The organism is Pseudomonas sp. F2 (assembly GCF_057174385.1).
This window is the reverse complement of the sequence record NZ_CM169904.1, coordinates 4114878-4140408: the sequence shown is the minus strand read 5'-3', so window position 1 is coordinate 4140408 and position 25531 is coordinate 4114878. Positions and strand designations below refer to the sequence as shown.

Below are 25531 nucleotides of genomic sequence, written 5' to 3'. Positions count from 1 at the left end.
CCTGTGGGAGCTGGCTTGCCAGCGATGGCGTTCTATCCGGCACCGCTAAACCAGAAGCTCCACCTCCCCCAAATGCCCGCCATACGGCCCGAAACTGCGCTCGATCATCCGCCGCGTGCCGTCCGCCTGCACAATCAACACGGTACTCGCCCGCGTCCCGTAACTCTGGCTGGCAATGAACACGCTCGACAGCAGTGATTCGGTCGCCAGCCCGACTCCGGTATCCGGCAGTTCGGCAAACGGTGCGGTTTGCGCATCGCCCAGCAACTCCAGCAACCGCGCAGGTTGTGGTTCGTCCAGCACCGCGCTCAGGGCAGCCTTGGCCTTGAGCAACTTCGGCCAGGGCGTATCCAGCCCGGCATTCGACAGACCGTAAACCCCGGGTTCGAGCATCACCGGCTCAGACGTCCGCGCATTGAAGTGCCACAGCTCGTGGGCATTGCCCAGCAGCAGGTTGAACCCGGCGTATTCCGGCGAGCGCGCGACCACATCGCTTAAATAATCATCAATTGACGCATCGCCCGTGAGAAACCGCGCCACCAGCTCGCCCCGCGATTTACGCGCCGGTGGCTGGTGCGGGTCGCGGATATTGGTCAGCGCGGCAAAGCGCCCGTTGGCGCCGATCCCCAGCCAGGTGCCGCCAGCCTCAAGATCGCGCCCGGCGTGCACGTGCGGCGCATCGGCCCATGGCGCCAGCGGCAGGCTCGGGCGGGCGTAGAACTCGTCACGGTTGGCCGCGACGATCAGCGGCTGGGCATGGCCCGGGCGCCAGGCGAAAACGATCAGGCACATAAGGTGGTCCTTGTGTGTTTTCTGCTCACTCTACGCAGTCGGCGTCCGTGCATCCATCGCAAGTGGAGCCGGAGGGCATGCATCCGTTACCATGCCGCTCCGGTTTTGGGGATGCGTCTGGGAGACGGTCATGGAATTTCTGCTCTATCTGGCGTTGGGCGCCTGTGCGGGCGTGCTGGCCGGGCTGTTCGGGGTGGGCGGCGGGATCATTATTGTCCCGGTGCTGGTGTTCAGTTTTACCTTGCAGGGATTCGATCAGTCGATCCTCACGCACCTGGCGGTAGGGACATCGCTGGCGACCATCATCTTCACCTCGGTCAATGCCGTGCGCGAGCACCATCGGCGCGGTGCGGTGCGCTGGCCGATCTTCATGTGGATGACCGTGGGCATTCTGCTCGGCGCCGGTTTTGGGGCGCTGACCGCCGAGGCGATTTCCGGGCCGAATCTGCAGAAGATCATCGGCGTGTTCGCCTTGGTGATTGCCGTGCAACTGGCGCTGGAGGTCAAACCCAAGGCCAGTCGAACGGTGCCGGGCAAACTGGGTCTGACCGTGGCCGGCAGTGTGATTGGCTGGGCCTCGGCGATTTTCGGGATCGGCGGCGGTTCGCTGACCGTGCCGTTTCTGACCTGGCGCAGCGTGCCGATGCAGCAAGCCGTAGCGACGTCGTCGGCCTGTGGCCTGCCGATTGCGCTGGCCAGTGCCTTAAGTTTCATGATTCTGGGCTGGCATGATCCGTTGTTGCCGCCGCATAGTCTCGGTTTTGTTTATTTGCCGGCGCTGCTGGGCATTGCCCTGACCAGCATGGTCTTCGCCCGTCTCGGCGCGCGTCTGGCGCACAAGTTGTCGCCGCGCTTGCTGAAACGGCTGTTCGCCGCTTTGCTGTTCTGCGTGGGCCTGAATTTCCTGCTCTGAGCCTCTGGTTCAGAACAGGCCGCAATCCTGGCTTAATCCTGAGGTGGCAGCGTCGCCCGGGAATTTTGGTTTCAACTCTAACGAGGAGTCGCAATGCTGCCTTACCCGCAGATCGACCCGGTGGCCCTGGCCATCGGTCCGCTGAAAATCCACTGGTACGGCCTGATGTACCTCGTCGGCATCGGCGGCGCATGGCTGCTGGCGTCGAGCCGGCTCAATCGTTTCGACCCGACCTGGACCAAGGAGAAGCTCTCCGATCTGGTGTTCTGGCTGTCGATGGGGGTGATTGTCGGTGGACGTCTGGGTTACGTGCTGTTCTATGACCTGAGCGCCTACATCGCCAACCCGACGCTGATTTTCGAAGTGTGGAAGGGTGGCATGTCGTTCCACGGCGGCTTCATCGGGGTGATGCTCGCCGCGCTGTGGTTCGGCAAGCGTAACGGCAAGACCTTCTTCCAGCTGATGGACTTCGTTGCGCCGATGGTGCCGATCGGTCTGGGCGCCGGGCGTATCGGCAACTTCATCAACGCTGAGCTGTGGGGCAAGCCGACCGACGTGCCGTGGGCGATGATCTTCCCGCCGTTCAGCGATCCGGCGCAGCTGCCGCGTCACCCGTCGCAGCTGTATCAGTTCGCGCTCGAAGGCGTCGCGCTGTTCCTGATCCTGTGGCTGTTCTCGCGTAAACCGCGTCCGACCATGGCGGTATCGGGCATGTTTGCGCTGTTCTACGGCATCTTCCGTTTCATCGTCGAGTTCGTCCGCGTCCCGGACGCGCAACTGGGCTACCTGGCCTGGAACTGGCTGACCATGGGGCAGGTGCTGTGCGTGCCGATGATCGTCGGCGGGCTGTTCCTGATCTGGCTGGCCTATCGTCGTGCGCCGGCAGCGCCGCTCGCGCCGACCGCTTAAACTACGAACCCCGGCGCGCGACGCCGGGGCTCAAAGGACACAGGTAACTCATGAAGCAATATCTCGAACTGGTCTCGCACGTCATTGCGAACGGCACCAAACAGGCCAACCGCACCGGCATCAACACCATCAGTTTCCCGGGTGCGATGCTGCGTTTCGATCTGCAGGAAGGTTTCCCGGCGATCACCACCCGCAAGATGGCCTTCAAATCGGCCATCGGCGAGATGTGCGGTTTTCTGCGTGGCGTGAACAACGCCGCTGAATTCCGTGCGCTGGGCTGCAAGGTCTGGGACCAGAACGCCAACGAAAACGCGCAGTGGCTGGCCAACCCGTTCCGTCAGGGCGAAGACGACCTCGGCGAAATCTACGGTGTGCAATGGCGCAAGTGGCCGGCGTACAAGCAGATCCCGCTGAGCAACACCGCCGCTATCGAACAAACCCTGAGCAACGGCTACAAGCAGATCGCCCAGGGTGAAGAAGACGGCCAGGCCTACGTGGTGCTGTACAAAGCCATCGATCAGGTGCGCCAGTGTGTCGACACGATCATCAAGGACCCGGGCAGCCGCCGCATTCTGTTCCACGGCTGGAACTGCGCCCAGCTCGATGAAATGGCCCTGCCGCCGTGCCATCTGCTGTACCAGTTCCACCCGAACGTCGAGACCAAAGAGATCTCCCTGACCCTGTACATCCGCTCCAACGACCTGGGCCTGGGCACGCCGTTCAACCTCACCGAAGGCGCCGCGCTGCTGAGCCTGATCGGGCGCCTGACCGGCTACACGCCGCGCTGGTTCACCTATTTCATCGGTGATGCGCACGTCTACGAAAACCACCTGGACATGCTCAACGAACAGCTCAAGCGCGAGCCGTTCGCCATGCCGAAGCTGAAGATTTCGGATCGCGTACCGGAGTTTGCCAAGACCGGTGTGTACCAGCCGGAGTGGCTGGAGTTGGTGGAGCCGAGCGACTTCTCGCTGGAAGGCTATGAGCACCATGCGCCGATGACCGCGCCGATGGCGGTCTGACAGACTGCCATTAAACCTGTGGGAGCTGGCTTGCCAGCGATGACGGCAGCACATTCAACATTGATGTGTCTGTAAAACCGCTATCGCTGGCAAGCCAGCTCCCACAATATTTTGTGGTGTTGTCAGTGGCCGTGGCTGCGGCCCACATGGGAATGCTCAACCTCCGCCGCCACAACCCCGCCGCTGACCTCCAACCGCTGCAAAATCCCGCACTGATCCGCCCCCGGCCCTTCGCCACAGCGTTGGCGCAGGTCGAGCAGTTGTGTCTGCAACGCCAGCAAGCCATCAATCCGCGCTTTCACATGCTGGATGTGCTCGTCGATCAGTGTATTGACGCTTGCACACTGATCCTGCGGGCTGTCACGCATGGCCAGCAGACTGCGGATTTCTTCGAGGGTCATATCGAGGGTGCGACAGTTGCGGATGAAGGTCAGGCGTTCGGCGTGGGCCTGGGTGTAGACGCGGTAGTTGCCATCGCTGCGCGCCGGTTCCGGCAGCAGGTGTTCCCGCTCGTAGTAGCGGATGGTTTCCACCGCGCAGTCGGTGAGTTTCGCCAGTTCTCCGATCTTCATGATGGCCATCTCCAAATGGGTGCTTGACCCTATAGTGGCTACAGGGTCTTTACTTGGCAACAGGCACCTTCATGGACGCGACCAATGAGCGATTCCCAGCACACCCACAAGCCCGGCGACGGGCACGATCATAGCCACAGCCATAAATTGCAGCCTGTGCATAAGCACGAGCATGGCGGCAATTCCTGCTGCGGGTCGAAAGCCGCAGCACCGGCACCGGTTCATTCGCACGAAGATTCTTGCTGCTCGTCGACAGCGGCTGCGCCTGCGTTGGTGCAACTGAGCGAAAAGACCAGCGCTGACGCCCGGTTGAGCAGTTTCCGCATCGAAGCGATGGACTGCCCGACCGAGCAGACGCTGATCCAGAACAAACTCGGCAAACTGGCCGGCGTGCAGCAGCTGGAATTCAACCTGATCAACCGCATGCTTGGCGTGACCCACACTCTGCCCGACACCGCGCCGATTACCGAGGCGATCACCTCGCTGGGCATGCACGCCGAACCTTTGGAGGCGGGCGTCGAAGCCCCGGCCCCGGCGCCAGTGAAAAAGCACTGGTGGCCCTTGGCGTTGTCCGGCGTCGGCGCGCTGGCAGCGGAAGTGATCCACTTCACCAACGCTGCGCCGACCTGGGTGGTGGCGATCATTGCGCTGGTGTCGATCCTCAGCGGCGGCCTGACCACCTATAAAAAGGGCTGGATCGCCCTGAAGAACCGCAACCTCAACATCAACGCGCTGATGAGCATCGCGGTGACCGGTGCGGTGTTGATCGGGCAGTGGCCGGAAGCGGCGATGGTGATGTTCCTGTTTACCGTGGCCGAACTGATTGAGGCGCGCTCGCTGGATCGCGCGCGCAACGCCATCAGCGGCCTGATGCAGATGACCCCGGAACAGGCCACGGTGCAGCAGGCCGACGGCAACTGGGTCGAACAAGAGGTTAAAAGCGTCGAACTCGGCGCCCGCGTGCGGGTAAAACCCGGTGAGCGCATCGCCCTGGACGGTGAAGTGGTCAGCGGCAGTTCCACCATCGATCAGGCGCCGATCACCGGCGAAAGCCTGCCGGTGGAGAAAACCGTGGGCGACAAAGTCTTCGCCGGCACCATCAACCAGGCTGGTTCGCTGGAATACACGGTGACTGCGGCGGCGAACAACTCGACCCTGGCGCGGATCATCCACGCCGTCGAGCAGGCTCAGGGGGCGCGCGCTCCGACCCAACGCTTCGTCGATCAATTCTCGAAAATCTACACCCCGGTGGTGTTCGTGCTGGCGCTGGCCGTGGCGATCATTCCGCCGGTGTTCATGGGCGCGGTGTGGTTCGACTGGATCTACCGTGCGCTGGTGTTGCTGGTGGTGGCCTGCCCGTGCGCACTGGTGATTTCCACCCCGGTGACCATCGTCAGCGGCCTCGCGGCAGCGGCGCGCAAAGGCATTCTGATCAAGGGCGGCGTTTATCTGGAGGGCGGTTTCAAGCTCGATTATCTGGCGCTGGATAAAACCGGCACCATCACCCATGGCAAACCGGTGCAGACCGATTACCTGTCGCTCGACCCGACCGCCGACGCCAGCGCTCCGGCCATCGCCGCGGCGCTGGCCGGACGCTCCGATCACCCGGTGTCGCTGGCGATTGCCAATGCGGCTGTGGATAAAAACCTCGCCGTGCTCAGTGTGGATAACTTTGAAGCGCTGGCCGGTCGCGGCGTGAAAGGCCAGGTCAACGGTCAGACTTATCACCTGGGCAACCACCGTCTGGTCGAAGAGCTTGGCCTGTGCTCGCCGCAACTGGAAGAGAAGCTGTTTGCGCTGGAGAAACAGGGCAAGTCCGTGGTGTTGCTGCTCGACAGTTCTGGTCCGCTGGCGCTGTTCGCCGTGGCTGATACGGTCAAGGAATCCAGCCGCGAAGCGATCCGCCAGTTGCATGCCCTGGGCGTGAAAACGTTGATGCTCACCGGCGACAACGTACACACCGCGCAGGCCATTGCGGCGCAGGTCGGCATCGACCAGGCAAAGGGCGACTTGCTGCCGACCGACAAGCTGCAGGCTATCGAAGAGCTTTATGCACAGGGTCATCGGGTGGGTATGGTCGGCGACGGTATCAACGACGCCCCGGCATTGGCGCGGGCCGAGATTGGTTTCGCCATGGCGGCGGCTGGTACCGACACCGCGATTGAAACCGCTGATGTCGCCCTGATGGACGACGATCTGCGCAAGATCCCCGCGTTCATCAGCCTGTCGCGCGACACCGCGAGCATCCTGAAACAGAACATCGCCTTGGCCTTGGTGATCAAGGCTATCTTTCTTGGGGTAACCTTCGCCGGACTCGCCACCATGTGGATGGCGGTGTTTGCCGACATGGGCGTGAGCCTGCTGGTGGTGTTCAACGGTTTGCGCCTGCTGCGCAAATAAACGATGAGGGATGGTTGTGCTGAGTGCCGAGCTGAAAGCGTTTTATATGGTCGCCCGCCTGGGCAGCATGACGCTGGCGGCGAAAAAGCTCGGCCTCAGCCAACCCACCGTGACCACGCAGATCCGCAATCTGGAAAGCCAGTATTCGGTGGAGCTGTTCTACCGTGGCGGTCGGCGCCTGAGCGTCAGCGACGAAGGCGCGCGACTGCTGCCGATGGTCAAGGCGCTGTTGCAGCAGGAGGCCGATATCGAGTTCTTCCTGCGCAACAGCGGTCAGGTGCAGGGCACGTTGCGCATCGCTGCGACCGCGCCGTATTACATCCTCGATCTGGTGAAGACCTTCCGCGAGCGCCTGCCGCAGGTGGAAGTGTCGGTGGAAATCGGCAACTCGCAGCAGGTGCTCGAAGCGCTGGAGGATTACCGCGTCGATGTCGCGGCGTCGTCGCAGTTGCTTGAGGATGCGCGCTTGATTCGCCGGGTATTGGGCAGCGATCCGCTGGTGCTGGCGGTGCATCGCAATCATCCGCTGGCGGCGCAGGAGCATGTGGCGTTGAGTGCTTTGGCCGGGCATACCTTGCTGATGCGCGAGTCCGGTTCGACCACCCGCCGTTTGACCGAGGAGTTGCTGGAAAGCGCCGGGGTCAGTTTCGGGCCGTTGCTGGAGATCGGCAGCCGTGAGTCGATCCGCGAGGCGGTGCTGCGCAATATCGGCATCAGCATCATTGCCCGCCAGGAAGTGCCGCATGATCCGCAGTTGCGCGTGCTGACCATCGAGAATGCGCCGCAGATTCCCGAGTACCTCTATTGCCTCAAGGAGCGCAAGGGTGCGCGGTTGCCGGCGGCCTTCCTCGGCTTGGCTCAGGAAATGTCCCCGGCCTGATTTCTTCACTGCTCGTACTGGCCCCATCGCTGGCAAGCCAGCTCCCACAGGTATTTCAGGTGTTCACAAAATCTGCATTCACTGAAGATCCTTGTGGGAGCTGGCTTGCCAGCGATGGGGCCAGACCCGGCAACCCATGACTTGAAACCTGAACCAAAATCCCCGAATACCACTATCGGCCGTTTTTGCCTCACTGCCACATGACGGACGCATTACAACTCTAGGATGGGCCCCATCTGCTTGATGAGGTCTGTCCATGAATCCTGCCATCGCAACTGCCCTGACCAACCCCGGTGCGCCGATGAAAGTGCGCGGCGTGCAGAAACGCTTCGGCGCGTTCACCGCACTGGATAACGTCTCCCTCGATGTCGCCGCCGGTGAATTGGTGTGCCTGCTCGGCCCGTCGGGCTGCGGCAAGACCACGCTGTTGCGCTGCATCGCCGGGCTGGAGAAGCAGGACAGCGGCGAGTTGTACCTCGGTGACCGCGATGTTTCGCAGCTCGCGCCGCAAGCCCGGGACTACGGCATCCTGTTCCAGTCCTACGCGCTGTTCCCCAATCTGACAGTTGAAGCGAACATTGCCTACGGCCTCGCCGGCAGCGGTCGCGACGAAGTACGCCGTCGCGTCGGGCAGATGCTGGAACTGGTCGGCCTCAGCGGTAGTGAGAAAAAGTACCCGGGCCAGTTGTCCGGCGGCCAGCAACAACGTGTCGCCCTGGCTCGTGCCCTGGCCCCGGCACCGTCGCTGTTATTGCTCGATGAGCCGATGTCGGCGCTGGACGCCCGGGTGCGCGAGCATCTGTGCACCGAACTGCGCCAGCTGCAGCGCAACCTCGGCATCACCACCCTGATGGTCACCCATAATCAGGACGAAGCCATGCTGATGGCCGACCGCATCGCCGTGATGCACAACGGTCGGGTCGAGCAGTACGCCACCCCGCAGGACATCTACAACCGCCCGGCCACGCCGTTCGTGGCCGAGTTCGTCGGGCAGGGCAACTGGCTGCCGTTCCAGCGCAGCAGCGCCAGTCACGCCCGGGTTGGCGGGATGGATGTGCGTCTGGCGGATGGCAGCGTGATCGGCGCTTCGGGCCGACTGTTCTGCCGTCCGGAAGCGATCAACGTCAATCCGCTGGTGCACGAAGAAAACCTGTTCCCGGCCAAGGTTCGCGAGATCACGTTCCTCGGCAACCGCTGCCGCATGAGCTTCGAACTCGATCAGTTGCCGGGCCATTCGCTGCTCGCCGAACTGGCGCCGGAAGCCATGCCGCGCCTCGGCGCCCAGCAGATCATGGTCGCCTTGCCGCCGCGCAGCCTGCAGGTGTTTGCCTGATGAGCGCGAACATCGCACTGCCGCTACCGCACAAGCAAGCGCGGCGAGTGTCCGGGGCCGAGGTCGGCGACCGGATCTTCGTCCTCGGTGGCAAACTCCTGCTGCTGTTGCTGCTCGGTGTCGCGGTGTTCCTGCCATTGCTGGCGATCTTCTGGCGCGGTTTCAGTAGCGAGGCCGGGCAGGGCGGTGGCTGGCTCGCCGCCAAGGAGCTGGTGAGCAGCGAGAATTTCCACTGGCTGCTCGGCAACAGCCTGAAAGTTTCCCTCAGCGTCGCGGCCATCGTCGTCCCGCTGGCCTACCTGTTTGCCTACGCTCTGCAGCGCTCGCTGATGCCGGCCAAGGGCCTCTGGCGCGGGATTTCCCTGCTGCCGTTGATGGCGCCGTCGATGCTGCCGGGGATCGCGCTGGTTTATCTGTTCGGCAACCAAGGCATGCTGCGCGGGCTGCTTTCGGACAACATCTACGGGTTCTGGGGGATTGTGTTGGGCGAGGTGATCTACACCTTTCCCCATGCGTTGATGATTCTGCTGTCGGCGCTGTCGCTGGCCGATGCGCGGCTGTTTGATGCGGCGTCGAGCATGGGTGCCAGTCCGGCGAAAGCCTTTCGCAGCATCACCTGGCCGGCGACCCGGCAAGCGGTATTCGCCGCGTTCTGTCTGGTGTTCACCCTGACCATCACTGATTTCGGCGTGCCGGTGGTGGTCGGTGGCGACTATCAAGTGCTGGCACTGGAGGCCTACAAAGCCGTGGTCGGCCAGCAGCAATTCGGCCGCGGCGCGTTGATCGGCATGGTGCTGTTGCTGCCGGCGCTGTTCAGCTTCGGCGTCGATGCCTGGCTGCGTCGGCGTCACGGCGATTCCATGAGTGGCCGTGCGCAAGTATTCAAACCAGCGCCGTCGAAAATGCGTGATGCCTGCTATCTGGCGATTGTTGTGTTGATCAGCGCGGCGTTGCTGCTGGTGTTCGGCATGGCGGTGTTTTCGTCGCTGGTGAAGTTCTGGCCGTACAACCTGTCGCTGTCGCTCAATCACTACCAGTTCAACGAAACCGCCGGCGGCGGCTGGCTGGCCTATGGCAACAGCCTGAAGATGGCGCTGGGCACCGCTTTGATCGGCAGCGTGCTGATCTTCACCGGCGCTTACCTGATGGAGAAAACCCGCAGCCAGCGCGGCCTCAATTTGGCGCTGCGCATGCTCAGTTTCATCCCGATGGCCGTGCCGGGGCTGGTACTCGGTCTGGGTTATGTCTTCTTCTTCAACCTCAGCGGCAACCCGCTGCACGTGCTGTACGGCACGATGACCCTGCTGATCGTCTGCACCATTGCGCACTACTTGACCACCGCACAAATGACCGCGACCACCGCACTGCGCCAGCTCGACGCGGAATTCGAAGCCGCTGCGCTGTCGCTCAAGGCGCCGCTGTACCGCCACTACCTGCGCGTCACCGTGCCGATCTGTTTGCCGGCGCTGCTGGACATCGTGCGCTACCTGTTTGTCTCGGCGATGACCACGGTGTCGGCGGCGATCTTCCTCTACAGCCCCGACACCATCCTCGCGGCGGTCGCGGTGCTGAACATGGATGACGCCGGCAACGTCGGCGGCGCGGCAGCGATGTCGACCCTGATTCTGTTCACCTCGGCAGGCGTGTCCTTGCTGCTGGCGTGGGCTTCGCGCGGCTTGCTGCGCCGTTCCCAGGCCTGGCGGCAAACCGCGCCCGGTCACTGATTTTCCCAACCTCAACTCAAGACAGGAAAACGATCATGTTCAAGCCTATGGCCCTGGCCGCTGCTGTGCTCGCTACTTTCAGCCTGAATGCCTTCGCGGCAAAAACCGAGTTGACGGTGTACACCGCCCTCGAAGCCGAGCAACTGACCGCTTACAAGGCTGCGTTCGAGAAGGCCAACCCGGACGTCGAAATCAAGTGGGTGCGTGATTCCACCGGAATCATCACCGCCAAACTGCTGGCCGAGAAGGCCCGTCCGCAGGCCGACGCGGTGTGGGGCCTGGCCGCGTCGAGCCTGGCGATCCTCGATCAGCAGGGCATGCTGCAAAGCTACGCACCGAAGGATCTTGGCAAGATCGGCGCGAACTACCGCGACGCCGCCAACCCGCCCGCCTGGGTCGGGATGGACGTGTGGGCCGCGACCATCTGCTTCAACACCGTCGAAGCCGAAAAGCAGGGTCTGAGTAAACCGGTGAGCTGGCAGGATCTGACCAAGCCTGAGTACAAGGGCAAGATCGTCATGCCGAACCCGGCGTCGTCCGGCACCGGTTTCCTCGACGTCAGCGCCTGGCTGCAAACCTTTGGCGAGAAGCAGGGCTGGGCCTACATGGACGGCCTGCACCAGAACATCGGCCAGTACGTTCACTCCGGTTCCAAGCCTTGCAAACTGGCCGCTGCGGGCGAATTTCCGATCGGCATTTCCTTCGAATACCCGGCGGTACAGCTGAAACGCCAGGGCGCGCCGCTGGACATCATCCTGCCGAAGGAAGGCCTGGGCTGGGAGATCGAAGCGACTGCGGTGATCAAAGGCACACCGCATGAAGACGCAGCGAAGAAACTCGCGGACTTCTCCGTCAGCGCCGAGGCGATGGACCTGTACAAGGAAAACTTCGCCGTCCTCGCCCAGCCGGGCATCGCCAAGCCACAGACCGAACTGCCGGCCGACTACGAGCAGCGCCTGATCAAGAACGACTTCGCGTGGGCTTCGAAGAATCGCGACGAGATCCTGACCGAATGGCGCAAGCGCTATGACGGCAAGTCCGAGAAAGTCGCTGCCAAGTAAGATTTTATCGACTGACAGGGCCTCATCGCTGGCAAGCCAGCTCCCACAGGGTTTTGCGCTGAACACGAATTTTGTGAACACCTCGATACCTGTGGGAGCTGGCTTGCCAGCGATGACGGTCTCTCATTCAGAGCACCTCTAAATGACCCAACACCAAGACCTGCTCATCGTCGGCGCCGGCATCCTCGGCCTGTCCCACGCCTACGCCGCCGCCAAACGCGGCCTCAAGGTCAGCGTTTTCGAACGCACCGCCACGCCCCTCGGCGCTTCGGTGCGCAACTTCGGTCAGGCGCTGGTCACCGGCCAGCCGCCGGGTCAGATGCTCGAACTGGCCAAGGCCAGCCGCGAGATCTGGGGCGACTGGGCGCAACTCGCCGGTCTGCAGCTCAAGCGCAACGGCTCGTACCTGTTCGCCCGCAGCGAAGCCGAAGAGCACTTGCTCGAAGCTTTCTGCAACGGCCGCGCCGTGGAGCACGGTTACAACGTGGCCTTGCTGCGTGGCGCTGCCCTGCGTGATCTGTACCACGGCCAGTTCAGTCACCACCGGGCGGCGCTGCACGGCATGGACGATCAACAGCTGTACTCGCGGGAAGCGATTCCGGCGTTGATCGACTACCTGCGCCGCGACCTCGGCGTCGAGTTTCACTTCTCGACGCTGGTGCGCGACGTGGAACCCGGACACCTGTACAGCACCGCCGGCAGCTTCACGGCAAAGCAAATCATCGTCTGCTCCGGCCACGATTATCAGACCCTGCTGGCCGAGCCGATCGCTGCGCTCGATCCGCAGATCTGTCGCCTGCAAATGCTCCGTGCCAAACCGCAAGTCGAGCTGAACCTGCAACACGCCTTGCTCACCGGACTGAGCTGCGTGCACTACGGCGCTTTCGCCGACTTGCCGCAAGCGGCAGCGGTGCAGGCGCAGATCCTGCGCGAACAACCGCACCTGCACGACAACGGCATTCATCTGCTGATCAGCCCGACGCCGTATGGCGAGCTGATCATCGGCGACTCCCACCATTACGGCAGCGATCCGTCGCCGTTCAATGCCGAGCAAGTGGACAACTGGATGCTCGAGCTGGCCGAACAGACGCTGGGCTGCAAGGTGCAAGTGCTCGAGCGCTGGCAGGGCGTCTACGGTGCGCGTGGGCCGGGGCCGTTTTCGTTGCTGCGCCCGGCACCGGGGCTGAGTGTGGCGCTGATGCACACCGGCGTCGGCATGAGCGTCGGCCCGGCATTGGCCGAGCGCAACGTCGCGCAGTGGCTGGAGGAAATCTGATGGATCATCCACAAATCGTCGCTCGGGTATTCGGGTTGTACGAGCGCTTCGGCACCAGCGATTACATCGGCGAGCCAGTGTCGCAGATCGAGCACATGTCTCAGGCCGCGCAGTTGGCGATGGCTGAAGGGTTTGATGATGAAGTGGTGCTGGCGGCGTTCTTCCATGACATCGGTCATTTGTGTGCCGAGGGCGCCGAGAACATGGGCGGGTATGGCGTGGTCAGCCATGAGCGCCTGGGTGCGAATTATTTGCGTGAAGCGGGTTTCAGTGAGCGTATGGCGCGGCTGGTGGAATATCACGTTGAGGCCAAGCGTTACCTGACGTTGCGTGAGCCTGGGTATTTCGAGCGCCTGAGTGAAGCGAGTCGCCGGACCCTGGAGTATCAGGGCGGGGTGATGAGCGAGGAGGAGGCGGATGTGTTTGAGCGTGATCCGTTGTGTGCCGTGAGTTTGCGCATGCGCCAGTGGGATGAGTTGGCCAAGGAGATAGATATCCCCGTGATTGACCTCGGCTTGCTGAAGGAGAAAGCGGTGCGTCTTTTGTCTTCTCAGGTCTTGGAACCGAGTGGCTGCCATCGCTGGCAAGCCAGCTCCCACAGGTATCTTGGTTGATCACAAAATGGGTTTTCGCCGAGAACCCTGTGGGAGCTGGCTTGCCAGCGAAGAGGCCGGATCAGGCGCTACAAATCCGCAGCTAATAGATCTATCTGCTCCTGCCGCTCCGCCTGATTCAACTTCGCATGGGGATTGAGCGACGACCACTGCGGATGCGCCCGCGCCTTGTTCAACGCCTCGGGCAACTTGCCCTCGCGCCAGCTCTTGTCCTGCGGGGTGGCGACCTGTACCGCGTCCATCGCCGCATGTCCGCGTTGATCCAGCGCTGACAGCAACTGCCGCTGACGCAACGCCAGTAGCCGCAGCACCCCGTCATCCACGGTCAACTCGCGCTGGCCCTTGATCTTGCCGAGCAGACGGCTGCCATAACTGCGCGCCGTTTGCAGCGCGCCGCCGGCAAGCGCACCGGCCAGCGCCGCAGCGCCAAGGGTGATCCCGCCCACCAGCAAATCCACGCCAGCCCCGGCCGCAGCGCCTGCCGCCATCCCGCCGCCAACCCGTACGCCGAGTTGCTTCAGGGTTTCCGGGTTGAACAGGTCATCGCCCCAACGCCCATCCAGCAGCGGCAGATCACTGGCCGACGCGTCCTGCGGGCGAAAGGCGTAGAGCTTGAGCAGCGCCTCAACGCATTTCTGTTCGCGCTGACGCACGGCTTTGCGCAGTTCGCTGATGGCTTGCTGTTCCTGCTCGGCGTCGCTGACCACGCTGCGCCGGCACGCCGCACAATCGATCAGCAATTCGGCGATCAGGCGTGCCGCACTTTGCTGGCGCGCCAGGCGCTGGGCCTGTTGATCGGCGATCAGCCGTTCCAGTTGCGGCCGGGCGTTTTCCAGCAGCAGCGCGAGGCTTTCGTACAGGCGGCGCTCGCCATCTTCCGGCGGCGCAACGCTGTCGAACCGCACCAGCGCATGCAGGCCGAGCCGCGCCAACGCTTCGCGCCAGTCCGGTTCGCGATGGCTGGCGCTGCTGACGAAATTCAGCACCGGCAGCAGCGGTTTGCCGCAGCTGGCCAGCACTTCCAGTTCGTCGCGATACTTGGCCAGCACCGGCTCACGGGCGTCGATCACATACAGTCCGGCATCGGAGGCGAGCAGTTGCCGCAGCACTTTCGCCTCCTGTTCGAAACGCTGGCGCGCCTCACTGCCGTCGAGAAACCGCGCCAGTCGAGCCGGGCCGTCGAGGCGTTCGCCGGGGCGCTCCAGACGCTCGAGGAAATCCAGCAGGGCAATGGCATCTTCCAGCCCCGGCGTGTCGTAGAGGTCAAGCAAGGGCTCGCCGTCCACCGACAACCGCGCGCCCTCGACATGGCGGGTGGTACTCGGGCGGTGCGAGACTTCGCCGAAACCGACGTCACGGGTCAAGGTGCGCAGCAGCGAGGTCTTGCCGACGTTGGTGTGGCCGACCACCGCGAGTTTCAGCGGGGCTTTGCGGGCATCAGTCATGACCGTTCTCCAGCCAGTTCATCGGTGCGCAATCGGCGAACGGCAATTCCAGCTGTTGCAGCGCGACATGCCAGTCGCCGAGGCGGGCGCTGTCCAGCGCTTCACTGGGCGGTGCTTGCAGCAGCCAGACGCGGGTGGCGCTGGCGTTGCGCGCCAGTTCGGCGATCAGCGCGAGGCTGCCGCGATCCGGCGAGCGCCGTGGATCGCAGGCGATCAGCAGGCGTGCCGGAGGGAAACGGCTGAGTTGCTCCAGGAGTTTGTTGCGCGATTCGCGGCTGTCGAGAATGCCGGCGTTGCTCACGGTTTTCGGCAGCGCTGGTGGCCAGGAGCGTTGATCGTCGAGTTCGATGGCGACCAGCAGGGCACCCTCGCTGGCGTGTTCGCTGACGCTGCTTTCGACCCGATGCAACTGCTCAGGCGCCGCGTCGTTGATGCCGAGGCGTTCGCTGGTCGGCATCAGCCGTTCGCGCAACTGGGCGTAGCCGGGCAAGTTGAGGTCCAGCGCCAGCGCGGCTTTGCCGCGATTCCAGCACCAGAAACATAACAGCGTCAGCAGCAGACGCGGCAGCACGCCGTAGACCACCAGCACACCGACCAGCCAGGTCGCCCAGGCCTGTCGCGCGCTTTCGATACCCAGCGCCGCGTCGCCACTGGCACGGATCATTTCCACGCTGGGTACGTTGAAACCGAGCAGCGCCGGCAGCGCGCCAAGGGCTTGGGTCAGGTTGATGAACGTATCCGCGCTGAGGATCGTGGTTTCCCAGACGAAGCCATAGCGCCGGGTTGCCATCAGCGCCAGCAGCAGCACCAGTGCGCTGAGCATCGCCAGCAACCACAGGCCATTGACCAATGTGCCGAGGGCCCAGCGATTGAGTTTTCTGCGCTGTAACATCAGCAGCAGGGCCGGTGCGAGTTGCGCGGCTTTGGCGTCGCGGGCGAATTTTTCGCTGAGCCACAACCAGAGGCGCCCGAGGGTGGCGCCGTGTTCACCGGCAAAGATCAGCCCCAGCGCCCAGCTCAGCAGCAGAATCAAATTCAGCCCGAGCAGGCTGCCCAAGGCCCAGAACACATTCACCGGTGACTGGCTCAGTGCGGCGAAAGCCAGACCGGCACCGCTCAGCAGCGCGAAAATGACCAGCAGCACCAGCGCCAGACGCGCGCCCTGCAGCCAGTGCTTGAGTGCCGTGCTCAGCCCGTCGCGCTCGGCCAGCCACGCCGCCCGGCGCTGAATACGGCTCGACAGATCGCCGCCGGCCGCGCGGGCCAGACGATTGGCTTCCAGATCCTCCAGGGGACCTGCGTGCTCTTCACGCAGGCGGATGGTTTCAGTCAGCCAGAGGTTTTGCAGGGGAGTCAGTTCAGTCACGCGCCATTCCGTTGCTCAATTGAGCCGTGAGCATAACCGCTGTGGCGCTTATCGGGTCAAGCGAGGCTCTGGTATCCTCGCCGGTATGACTAAATCACTCCCCCTCAGCCTGATCGCAGCCCTCGGTGAAAACCGCGTGATCGGCGTCGACAACAGCATGCCCTGGCACCTGCCGGGGGACTTCAAATACTTCAAGGCCACGACCCTCGGCAAGCCGATCATCATGGGTCGCAAGACCTGGGATTCCCTCGGTCGTCCGCTGCCGGGGCGCTTGAACATCGTGGTCAGCCGCCAGCCAGACTTGGTGTTGGAAGGCGCGGAGGTGTATCCGTCGCTGGAAGCCGCGGTGGTGCGTGCCGAGGAATGGGCGAAAGCCCAGGGCGTCGATGAGCTGATGCTGATTGGTGGCGCGCAGTTGTATGCGCAAGGGCTGGCGCAGGCCGATCGTCTGTATCTGACCCGTGTGGCGCTGAGCCCGGAAGGGGACGCGTGGTTTCCTCAGTTCGATCTGAACCAGTGGAAGCTGGTGTCGAATGTGCCGAATCCGGCTGAGGGCGACAAGCCTGCGTACAACTTCGAAGTCTGGGAAAAAGCCTGAAAGATCGCAGCCTGCGGCAGCTCCTACAAGGTTTACGCATGTCCCCTGTAGGAGCTGGCGAAGCCTGCGATCTTTTGATCGTGCTTTACATCAAGCCTGAGCAAGCTCCGCATGCTCATCCGCATCCAGCAGCGCTTTATCGGTCTGCTGCATCACCTGGCTGGTAATCGCACCCGCGGTGATCGAACCACTCACGTTCAACGCCGTACGACCCATGTCGATCAGCGGCTCCACCGAAATCAGCAGCGCCACCAGTGACACCGGCAAGCCCATCGCCGGCAGCACGATCAGTGCGGCGAATGTCGCGCCGCCACCGACCCCGGCCACACCGGCCGAGCTCAGGGTCACAATTGCCACCAGCGTCGCGATCCACAGCGGATCCAGCGGATTGATGCCGACTGTTGGGGCCACCATCACCGCGAGCATCGCCGGGTACAGGCCGGCGCAACCGTTCTGGCCGATGGTCGCGCCGAACGAGGCGGCAAAACTTGCTACCGACTGTGGAATGCCCAGACGACGGGTCTGCGCTTCGATGCTCAGCGGAATGCTCGCGGCGCTGGAACGGCTGGTGAACGCGAACGTCAGCACCGGCCAGATCTTGCGGAAGAAACGCAGCGGGTTGATCCCGGCCGCTGACACCAGCAGGCCATGCACCACGAACATCAGGCCCAGACCGAGGTACGAAACCACGACGAAACTGCCGAGCTTGATGATGTCCTGCAGGTTGGAACCGGCGACCACTTTGGTCATCAGCGCCAGCACGCCGTACGGGGTCAGCTTCATCACCAGACGCACCAGACGCATCACCCAGGCTTGCAGGGTGTCGATGGCGTTGATCACTTTCTGACCTTTTTCGACGTCATCCTTGAGCAGTTGCAGCGCCGCGACACCGAGGAAAGCCGCGAAGATCACCACGCTGATGATCGAGGTCGGCTTGGCCCGGGCCAGGTCGGCGAACGGGTTCTGCGGAATGAACGACAGCAGCAGTTGCGGCACATTCAGGTCGGCGACCTTGCCGGCGTAGTCGGTCTGGATGGTTTGCAGACGGGCCATTTCCTGAGTACCGGCGACCAGGCCTTCGGCGGTGAGGCCGAACAGGTTGGTCAGGCCGATACCGATCAGCGCCGCAATCGCGGTGGTGAACAGCAGCGTGCCGATGGTCAGGAAGCTGATCTTGCCCAGCGACGAGGCGTTGTGCAGACGGGCCACCGCGCTGAGGATCGAGGCGAACACCAGCGGGATCACGATCATTTGCAGCAACTGCACGTAACCGTTGCCGACCAGATCGAACCAGCCGATCGAGGCTTTCAGCACCGGGTTGCCGGCACCGTAAACGGTGTGCAGGGCCACGCCGAACGCCACGCCCAGCACCAGTGCAAGCAGGACTTTTTTCGCCAGGCTCCACGTCGTGTGGCGGGTTTGCGCCAGACCGAAGAGCAGGGCGAGGAACACCAGCAGATTGAGGATCAGCGGCAGATTCATGAAGACTCCGATAAGACTTGTGCCAGTCGCCTTCTGGGGCAACTGCGAACCGGCAAGCCTAACAGTTTGATTTCCAATGAATTAATACCGAAATAGCAGGTCGTCCGTCGTTTTTGGAATAAGCGCTTGTCGCTCTTGGCAATGCAACTGGCGTTGAAGAGACGTAAGCGGTCGCTGACAGACGAGGACTGTCACACTTATTTGTTAGCGTCGATGTCTTTCAGTCAGGGAGAAAACGCCGATGAAGTTCGCACCGAAAATGCTCGCTGTGGTTCTTGGACTGGGTCTAGCCGCTCACGCATTCGCCACCGATCTCAAGCACTGGCCGGCGGATCAGGCCAAGGCACTGGACGCGATGATCGCGGCCAACGCCAACAAAGGTAACTACGCGGTGTTCGACATGGACAACACCAGTTACCGCTATGACCTCGAAGAGTCGTTGCTGCCGTTCATGGAAAACAAGGGCCTGATCACCCGCGACAAACTCGATCCCTCCCTGAAGCTGATGCCGTTCAAGGACACCGCCGACCATAAGGAAAGCCTGTTCAGTTACTACTATCGCCTGTGCGAAGTCGACGACATGGTCTGCTACCCGTGGGTGGCGCAGGTATTCTCCGGCTTCACCCTCAAGGAACTCAAGGGCTACGTCGATGAGCTGATGGCGTCGGGCAAACCGGTGCCGACCACTTATTACGACGGCGACGTGGTGAAGAACCTCGATGTGCAGCCGCCGAAAGTCTTCACCGGCCAGGCCGAGCTGTACAACAAGCTGATGGAGAATGGCATTGAGGTCTACGTGATGACCGCTGCCTCGGAAGAACTGGTACGCATGGTCGCGGCCGATCCGAAGTACGGCTACAACGTCAAACCGCAAAACGTGATCGGCGTGACCACGCTGCTGAAGAACCGCGAAACCGGCGAACTGACCACAGCGCGCAAACAGATCACCGCCGGCAAGTATGACGAGAAGGCCAACCTCGGCCTCGAACTGACGCCGTACCTGTGGACCCCGGCGACCTGGATGGCCGGCAAGCATGCGGCGATCCTGACCTACATCGATGAGTGGAAAAAACCGGTACTGGTGGGCGGCGACACCCCGAGCAGCGATGGCTACATGCTGTTCCACGATGTGGATGTGGCCAAGGGCGGCATTCACTTGTGGGTCAACCGCAAGGACAAATACATGACTCAATTGAACGGCATGATGGCCAAGCACGCAGCGGCGCAGGCCAAGGAAGGGTTGCCGGTGACGGCGGACAAGAACTGGGTGATCGTCAAGCCTGAAGAGATTCAGTAAGACCGGGTCGCTCCCATCGCTGGCAAGCCAGCTCCCACAGTGTCCAAGGTGAAACACAAATGGAGAGAACGCCATAAATCCCTGTGGGAGCTGGCTTGCCAGCGATGGGGACCTCGTGTTCATCCATTGATTCGATCAGGCGAAAAAATGCCCCGCACGTTGGCGGGGCATTTTCGTTACTGCGATTCGACGCTTACAGCCCGTCGAGCATCGCCTTGTTACGCACCGCACCCTTGTCGGCGCTGGTCGCCAGCAAAGCGTAGGCTTTCAGAGCGGTGGTCACTTTGCGTGGACGCTGTTCGACCGGCTTCCAGCCTTTCTTGTCCTGCTCGACCCGGCGTGCAGTCAGTTCTTCATCGCTGACCAACAGGTTGATCGAGCGATTCGGAATGTCGATCAGCACTTTGTCGCCGTCCTGCACCAGACCGATCGCGCCGCCGGCCGCAGCTTCTGGCGAAGCGTGGCCGATCGACAAGCCGGAAGTACCGCCGGAGAAGCGCCCGTCGGTGAGCAACGCACAGGCTTTGCCCAGGCCTTTGGACTTCAGGTATGACGTCGGGTAGAGCATTTCCTGCATGCCCGGGCCGCCTTTCGGACCTTCGTAGCGAATGATGACGATGTCGCCTTCCTTCACTTCGTCGGCAAGGATGCCGCGCACCGCGCTGTCCTGGCTTTCGAAGATTTTTGCGTTGCCTTCGAAGACGTGGATCGACTCGTCAACGCCGGCGGTCTTCACCACGCAGCCGTCCAGCGCGATATTGCCGTACAGCACGGCCAGGCCGCCTTCTTTCGAATAGGCGTGTTCGAAGCTGCGGATGCAGCCGTTTTCACGGTCGTCATCCAGGGTTTCCCAACGGGTCGACTGGCTGAACGCAGTCTGGGTCGGGATGCCCGCCGGGCCGGCCTTGAAGAAGTGATGCACGGCTTCGTCGGTGGTCTGGGTGATGTCCCACTTGGCGATGGCTTCTTCCATGCTGCGGCTATGTACGGTCGGCAGGTCGGTGTGCAGCAGGCCGCCACGGGCCAGCGAACCGAGAATGCTGAAGATGCCGCCAGCGCGGTGCACGTCTTCCATGTGGTACTTCTGGATGTTCGGCGCCACTTTGCACAGTTGCGGCACGCTGCGCGAGAGACGGTCGATGTCGCGCAGATCGAAATCGATCTCGGCTTCCTGGGCGGCCGCCAGCAGGTGCAGGATGGTGTTGGTCGAACCACCCATGGCGATGTCGAGCATCATCGCGTTCTCAAACGCCTTGAAGTTGGCGATGTTGCGCGGCAGCACGGATTCGTCGTTTTCGCCGTAGTAACGCTTGCACAGCTCGACGATGGTGCGGCCGGCCTGCAGGAACAGCTGTTCGCGGTCGCTGTGGGTGGCCAGGGTCGAACCGTTGCCCGGCAACGCCAGGCCAAGGGCTTCGGTCAGGCAGTTCATCGAGTTGGCGGTGAACATGCCGGAGCACGAACCGCAGGTCGGGCAGGCGCTGCGCTCGTACTCGGCAACCTTCTCGTCAGAAGCGTTGGAGTCGGCGGCGATCACCATGGCGTCGACGAGGTCGAGGCCGTGGGAAGCGAGTTTGGTCTTGCCGGCTTCCATCGGACCGCCGGACACGAAGATCACCGGAATGTTCAGGCGCAAGGCGGCCATCAGCATGCCCGGGGTGATCTTGTCGCAGTTGGAGATGCAGACGATGGCGTCGGCGCAGTGGGCGTTGACCATGTACTCGACGGAGTCGGCGATGATCTCGCGGCTCGGCAGCGAATACAGCATGCCGTCGTGACCCATGGCGATGCCATCATCCACGGCGATGGTATTGAATTCTTTCGCGACGCCACCGGCGCGTTCGATCTCACGAGCGACCAGTTGACCGAGGTCTTTGAGGTGCACGTGGCCAGGAACGAACTGGGTAAAGGAGTTGGCAATGGCGATGATCGGCTTCTTGAAGTCGTCATCTTTCATCCCGGTGGCGCGCCACAGTGCGCGGGCGCCGGCCATGTTGCGGCCGTGGGTGGATGTTTTCGAGCGGTAATCTGGCATGGAGCACTCCGGGCGGCTAATCAGGTATCAAAAGGGAGTGAGCTTCTATTGACGTCTGGAACACTCAGAAATGGCCGTGTGTCCTGGATGTTGCCGATGACTTTGCGGGATCGCCGCTTGCCTCAGCCTGAGCTCATAAACCCGCCGGGGGATGAATGGCGATGAATCAGTCGATTCTACACCGCTGGCGTCTGGAGGGAATGGCGCAAAGCGTTGTTCCAGTGCCGACGGTGCGTGTGGCAGGACGACCGGCAGGTTCAATCGCCGCCCGTGCTGGTGATGGGATTGGTGTCGAGCGCTCTGGCGTGGCGGCTGATCCGCCTATTCAACGCCAGTGCGATGCAACTGAGCAGGACAAAACTGTAGCCGAGGGTCGCTTGCAGATTGCTCGGGCTGAGGCTGATCAGTGCGCTGATCAACCCACCACAAATAAAAATGATTGTGCTGCCGGCCGAGGCTGACGTACCGGCGTTCTCCGGGAACAGGTCCATGGCTCGTGAGGTGGCGGCCGGGCGTGAGATGGTGGTGCCGGCGGTGCAGATCAGCATCGGGATCAATACCGTAGCGGGCGAGAGTGCAGAGTGCTGCGACAGGAATAGCATCACCAGCCCTGCCAGCAGGATCAGGCTCAACCCGGCCACGATCTGTTGCGCAGAACTGATGCGCCGGCTCAATAGCGCGGCGGCAATTCCGCCTGTTACATAAGCCGCGCCGTAGATCAGCAGGATCAGCGAGAAGTCGTAGGCTGACAGCTGCAACTGATCCATGAAGATCAACGGCGAAATGACGATGAACGAGAAGTGACAGGCGAATGCGAAAGCCGAAATCAGCCAGTAGCCGACGAACTCGAAATCCCCGAGCACCCGTCGATAGGCGCTGAGGAAATTGAGCGGTGTAGCGTTGACGTCTGGTCGACCACCGTCGAGAAACAGCCAGGCCTTGAGCAACACCGCAGCCGCCAGGGCGATGAACAGCCAGAAGCTGCCGCGCCAGCCCAAGGCCGCTTGCAAGAAGCTGCCAGCCAACGGTGACAGAGAGATGAAGATCCCGGTGGCGGTCACCATCAGGATCCGCAGGCGATCGCGTTCCTTGCCATCGAACAGGTCCTGTACCAGCGCCTGCGACAGGACAAAACAGCCGCAACCGATGGCCTGCACGATGCGAAAAGCCATGAACAGTATGTAGTCACTGGTCATCACGCAACCGATGGCGCCGAGGATCGAAACCGCCATGCCGGCAAGTAACAATCCCTTGCGCCCGATGACGTCGGACAACGGTCCGATCACCAGCTGGGCGAAGGCAATGCCCACGGCAAACAGGCTGATCGACAGGGCGATGTCGGCCGGAGTGCGGGCGAAGTGTTCAGCCAGCGCCGGGAACGACGGCAGCAGAACATCCAGCGGAAACACCCCCAGCAGCACCATGGCCAACAGCAGACTGACCGCCCCGCGGCGTTGTCGGGTTGTTACTGCCTTTCGTCCTTCACGCATCGATCAGTCCTGCCTTGGCGAAAAGTTTACGGTTGTTGGGTAGTGCGAAAAATCCGGCCCTTTCGAGTGCGGCAAGTGTGGCCACGGCTCCGGATCTGGCACGCTGGCGGCTGGCGTGCTCGTTGGTCAGGCTGTCGAGGATTTCCTTGATCGCAGCTTCGCCGATACCGGCGCGGTGCAGACTTTGGTGCAGCCATTGCTCGTCCACTTCGAAGAAGGTCGCCAGGGTCTCCAGCAAGGTTCTGGCAACGAAGGCGCGCTGGCGGCTGTTCAGGGTCAACCAGAGATAGTGGAAGACTTCGGAAAAAAACCGGCTGTGGCGCGCTTCGTCAGCGAGGTGATCGCGCAACATGTCATTCACGCTGCTGACCAGTGTTTCCCGACACACATCCAGCAGCTCCCGGGCAATGATGGTTTCCGAGACGAAACCCAGCAGAAACCATGCCAGCGGGCGTTTACTCTCCGGCGTTCGGGCAATCTGACCGGTCAGGCGGGTGATGCGCAGCGGCATCTGCGGACGACCGGTAAAACCATGCAGTTCGGCGATCTGTTCGGCCAGTTGATGGGAGAACAGCGCGTGATAACCCTCGTCGGTATACAGCTGCAGCGCGGCGGTTTTCATCCGTGGAGGAATGTACGCGGGCAACTCGCCGTGGACGATGGTTTCCACGGCGCGGTTGACGATGCGGTGTTCAAGCAGCGTGGTGTAGTCCAGGAAGTGCACCAGGTGGCTGGCTGCCAGCCGATGCATGACCTTGCTGCCTGCGGCTTCGATGGCCGGATGGGACAGATACGGCAGGAAGGCCGGCGGGAACCAGAAGCGGGTCTGCAGTTGCAATTGCAGGTCCTCCGGCAAACGGTAGTCGTGCCGGCTGGTGCGTACCGAAGCGTGGTTGTTCCAGTCGCCGAGGGTAAATCGAAGCGCCCAGGACGTTGGTGCTTCGGGAAGATCCGTGGATGGCACGTTCATGTCCGTGTCTCCAGCAACAGGTCGCGCATTTCCTGACACATCGCCTGACCGTCGCTGGCACCGCAGCCGACAAAGAACAACGGTTGTTCAGCGCTGCCTTCGAGCTTGAGCAGGGCTTCGACCTGCCGATCAGCGAATGCCCCGGTCAGCCACGTTCCCAGGCCCAGCGCCGTGGCCACCAGTTGAAAGGTCTGCGACAGATGACCCGCCTCGACGAACGCCATGCGATAGGCGCGCGAGTGTTCATACTTCCACCAGAGCTTGTCGAAACGAGCGGTGATGAACAGGCCCAGAGGCAGGTTATTGATGAAATGCTGGCCCGCCAGCAAATGACCGAGCGCAGGTTCGGGCAATGGGTTGACCCGGCTGAGCGCGTGTTCTGCCGGGTGATAGGCGTAGAGGCCCGGCTCAAGCCCCTCGATATTGCGTGCCAGAAGAAAGCCTTCACACGCGTTCAGTCCACCCCCGGAGGGACTGCTGCGACGGGCGCCGAGGCCTTCGGCGATGCTTTCGTCGCGGTCATGGTCGCGATGGTGAAGAAAACCCAGTGTGAGATACATGAGTGTGCCGACGTCGCCGAGCGTGATCGCTTCGCCAGTAAAGGAGCGGCAGGTTTTTCTCAAGCGCAGGACATTACCCAGGCTGGCGACGGTCAGGGCCGCAGAGGCGGGGAGGGCGATTCGAGGTGCGTCTTCAAGTATCGGGCGATCTTGAGCGGGTGCCGGTGTGGTCAGCACTGCGCTGCAATGGTTCAGGTATTGCCTGGACCACTCATGAATATTCCGGGGTGTCTGTTCGCAGGGAATGTTCTGGGTACCAATATGATAAATCTTCGACAGCTCGTCCCAGCCCCATGGCGGACTGTCTATTTTTGCAACGGTTAATATGCCTGCGTTTAGAAGTTGTGAGTCTATTATGTTGCGTCTGTCGAACTGTTCCGGATTGTTGATTAGTTGTGCAAGTCGACAAGAGTAAGTCAGGTCCAGTTCATGTTGAGTGTGGTTTTTGTAGTTCCAGACTATTTGTCCGGGTGTGCGCGGCAATATGAATAAATAAGGATTGATGTACATGTTGTATTCATCACTCTGGATATAGTCGAAAGAACGCTGGGGTGCCGGCACTCCCCAGCGTTCCGGTTTACTTAGCGGGTTTTAGGCGCAACCAGAAAAGCCAGGTTTGCGATTTTGTTGGTTTCCAGAGTAATTGCTTTCATAAGTATGAACTCCTTGTTCATTGAGAGTGAATGTCACCGTCGTGGTGACAACTTAATAATAGGTTGTAATGAATTATTGGCAAGCGATACTTGGGTAGGAAATTTCTATTAATTTTGTCGGAGTGGATGTGCTGCAAGG

General features: G+C 61.9%; 21 protein-coding genes. 12 read left to right on the top strand and 9 right to left on the bottom strand.

Annotated elements, in window-relative coordinates; translation table 11 throughout:
• Positions 1-45: 45 nt before the first annotated feature.
• Positions 46-792, bottom strand: coding sequence for an NRDE family protein (locus tag AC193Q_RS18670; protein WP_476284784.1), 747 nt, complete (start codon positions 790-792; stop codon positions 46-48).
• 130 nt (positions 793-922) lie between these two features.
• Between AC193Q_RS18670 and AC193Q_RS18665 the strand changes: the two genes are divergently transcribed.
• The 3 genes from AC193Q_RS18665 to AC193Q_RS18655 all read left to right on the top strand — a co-directional run bounded on the left by AC193Q_RS18665 (position 923) and on the right by AC193Q_RS18655 (position 3636).
• Positions 923-1705 (top strand): sulfite exporter TauE/SafE family protein, encoded by a 783-nt coding sequence (locus AC193Q_RS18665; protein ID WP_047297179.1) that lies wholly within the window; start codon positions 923-925, stop codon positions 1703-1705.
• A gap of 93 nt (positions 1706-1798) precedes the next feature.
• Positions 1799-2614, top strand: a complete 816-nt coding sequence (lgt, locus tag AC193Q_RS18660; RefSeq protein WP_007965581.1) for a prolipoprotein diacylglyceryl transferase — start codon at positions 1799-1801, stop codon at positions 2612-2614.
• A gap of 50 nt (positions 2615-2664) precedes the next feature.
• A complete protein-coding gene (locus AC193Q_RS18655) occupies positions 2665-3636 on the top strand; it encodes a thymidylate synthase (protein WP_095668082.1) in 972 nt (323 codons plus the stop codon).
• A gap of 122 nt (positions 3637-3758) precedes the next feature.
• Here AC193Q_RS18655 and cadR read toward each other — a convergent pair whose 3' ends face one another.
• Entirely contained in the window at positions 3759-4208 is a 450-nt protein-coding gene (gene cadR / locus AC193Q_RS18650) for a Cd(II)/Pb(II)-responsive transcriptional regulator (RefSeq protein WP_095668083.1), read from the bottom strand.
• A gap of 84 nt (positions 4209-4292) precedes the next feature.
• Here cadR and AC193Q_RS18645 point away from each other — a divergent pair, with 84 nt between their 5' ends.
• The 7 genes from AC193Q_RS18645 to AC193Q_RS18615 all read left to right on the top strand — a co-directional run bounded on the left by AC193Q_RS18645 (position 4293) and on the right by AC193Q_RS18615 (position 13496).
• Positions 4293-6608 (top strand): heavy metal translocating P-type ATPase, encoded by a 2316-nt coding sequence (locus AC193Q_RS18645; protein WP_095668084.1) that lies wholly within the window; start codon positions 4293-4295, stop codon positions 6606-6608.
• Between the two features lie 16 nt (positions 6609-6624).
• The gene (locus AC193Q_RS18640) at positions 6625-7488 is read left to right on the top strand and encodes a LysR family transcriptional regulator (protein WP_047297500.1); all 864 of its coding nucleotides are present in this window, start codon (positions 6625-6627) and stop codon (positions 7486-7488) included.
• A 256-nt stretch (positions 7489-7744) separates the two neighbouring features.
• On the top strand, positions 7745-8821 hold the full coding sequence (locus AC193Q_RS18635; RefSeq protein WP_483878678.1) for a putative 2-aminoethylphosphonate ABC transporter ATP-binding protein: 1077 nt from the start codon (positions 7745-7747) through the stop codon (positions 8819-8821).
• The gene (locus AC193Q_RS18630; protein ID WP_483878677.1) at positions 8821-10545 is read left to right on the top strand and encodes a putative 2-aminoethylphosphonate ABC transporter permease subunit; all 1725 of its coding nucleotides are present in this window, start codon (positions 8821-8823) and stop codon (positions 10543-10545) included. The genes AC193Q_RS18635 and AC193Q_RS18630 overlap by 1 nt, the downstream gene beginning before the upstream one ends.
• A 35-nt stretch (positions 10546-10580) precedes the next feature.
• A complete protein-coding gene (locus tag AC193Q_RS18625; protein WP_315438313.1) occupies positions 10581-11606 on the top strand; it encodes a putative 2-aminoethylphosphonate ABC transporter substrate-binding protein in 1026 nt (341 codons plus the stop codon).
• A 142-nt stretch (positions 11607-11748) separates the two neighbouring features.
• Positions 11749-12882, top strand: coding sequence for a TIGR03364 family FAD-dependent oxidoreductase (locus AC193Q_RS18620; protein ID WP_483878676.1), 1134 nt, complete (start codon positions 11749-11751; stop codon positions 12880-12882).
• Complete coding sequence (locus tag AC193Q_RS18615; protein ID WP_483878675.1) at positions 12882-13496, top strand: phosphonate degradation HD-domain oxygenase; 615 nt, start codon at positions 12882-12884, stop codon at positions 13494-13496. The genes AC193Q_RS18620 and AC193Q_RS18615 overlap by 1 nt, the downstream gene beginning before the upstream one ends.
• 68 nt (positions 13497-13564) lie before the next feature.
• Here AC193Q_RS18615 and AC193Q_RS18610 read toward each other — a convergent pair whose 3' ends face one another.
• Positions 13565-14941: a GTPase/DUF3482 domain-containing protein gene (locus tag AC193Q_RS18610; RefSeq protein ID WP_239778355.1), complete on the bottom strand. Its 1377-nt coding sequence runs from the start codon at positions 14939-14941 to the stop codon at positions 13565-13567.
• Entirely contained in the window at positions 14934-16307 is a 1374-nt protein-coding gene (locus AC193Q_RS18605; RefSeq protein ID WP_483878674.1) for a DUF2868 domain-containing protein, read from the bottom strand. Before AC193Q_RS18605 ends, AC193Q_RS18610 begins: the two co-directional genes overlap by 8 nt.
• Positions 16308-16392: 85 nt before the next feature.
• On the opposite strand from AC193Q_RS18605, the gene AC193Q_RS18600 reads away from it, so the two are divergent.
• Positions 16393-16905, top strand: a complete 513-nt coding sequence (locus AC193Q_RS18600) for a dihydrofolate reductase (protein WP_047297169.1) — start codon at positions 16393-16395, stop codon at positions 16903-16905.
• 90 nt (positions 16906-16995) lie between these two features.
• Here the strand turns inward: AC193Q_RS18600 and AC193Q_RS18595 are convergent, their stop codons facing one another.
• Positions 16996-18387: an L-cystine transporter gene (locus AC193Q_RS18595; RefSeq protein ID WP_041063642.1), complete on the bottom strand. Its 1392-nt coding sequence runs from the start codon at positions 18385-18387 to the stop codon at positions 16996-16998.
• Positions 18388-18628: 241 nt separating this feature from the next.
• Here AC193Q_RS18595 and AC193Q_RS18590 point away from each other — a divergent pair, with 241 nt between their 5' ends.
• Positions 18629-19684: an HAD family hydrolase gene (locus tag AC193Q_RS18590; protein ID WP_047297167.1), complete on the top strand. Its 1056-nt coding sequence runs from the start codon at positions 18629-18631 to the stop codon at positions 19682-19684.
• 193 nt (positions 19685-19877) lie between these two features.
• On the opposite strand, the gene ilvD is transcribed toward AC193Q_RS18590, so the two are convergent.
• From ilvD to AC193Q_RS18570, 4 genes are all read right to left on the bottom strand, one after another.
• Positions 19878-21719 (bottom strand): dihydroxy-acid dehydratase, encoded by a 1842-nt coding sequence (ilvD, locus tag AC193Q_RS18585; RefSeq protein ID WP_483878673.1) that lies wholly within the window; start codon positions 21717-21719, stop codon positions 19878-19880.
• Positions 21720-21976: 257 nt separating this feature from the next.
• Positions 21977-23209 carry an MFS transporter gene (locus AC193Q_RS18580; RefSeq protein ID WP_483878672.1) on the bottom strand — a complete coding sequence of 411 codons (1233 nt, stop codon included), beginning with the start codon at positions 23207-23209 and terminating at the stop codon, positions 21977-21979.
• On the bottom strand, positions 23202-24179 hold the full coding sequence (locus AC193Q_RS18575) for a diiron oxygenase (RefSeq protein ID WP_483878671.1): 978 nt from the start codon (positions 24177-24179) through the stop codon (positions 23202-23204). Before AC193Q_RS18575 ends, AC193Q_RS18580 begins: the two co-directional genes overlap by 8 nt.
• On the bottom strand, positions 24176-25249 hold the full coding sequence (locus AC193Q_RS18570) for a SagB family peptide dehydrogenase (protein WP_047297162.1): 1074 nt from the start codon (positions 25247-25249) through the stop codon (positions 24176-24178). The genes AC193Q_RS18575 and AC193Q_RS18570 overlap by 4 nt, the downstream gene beginning before the upstream one ends.
• Between the last annotated feature and the right edge of the window lie 282 nt (positions 25250-25531).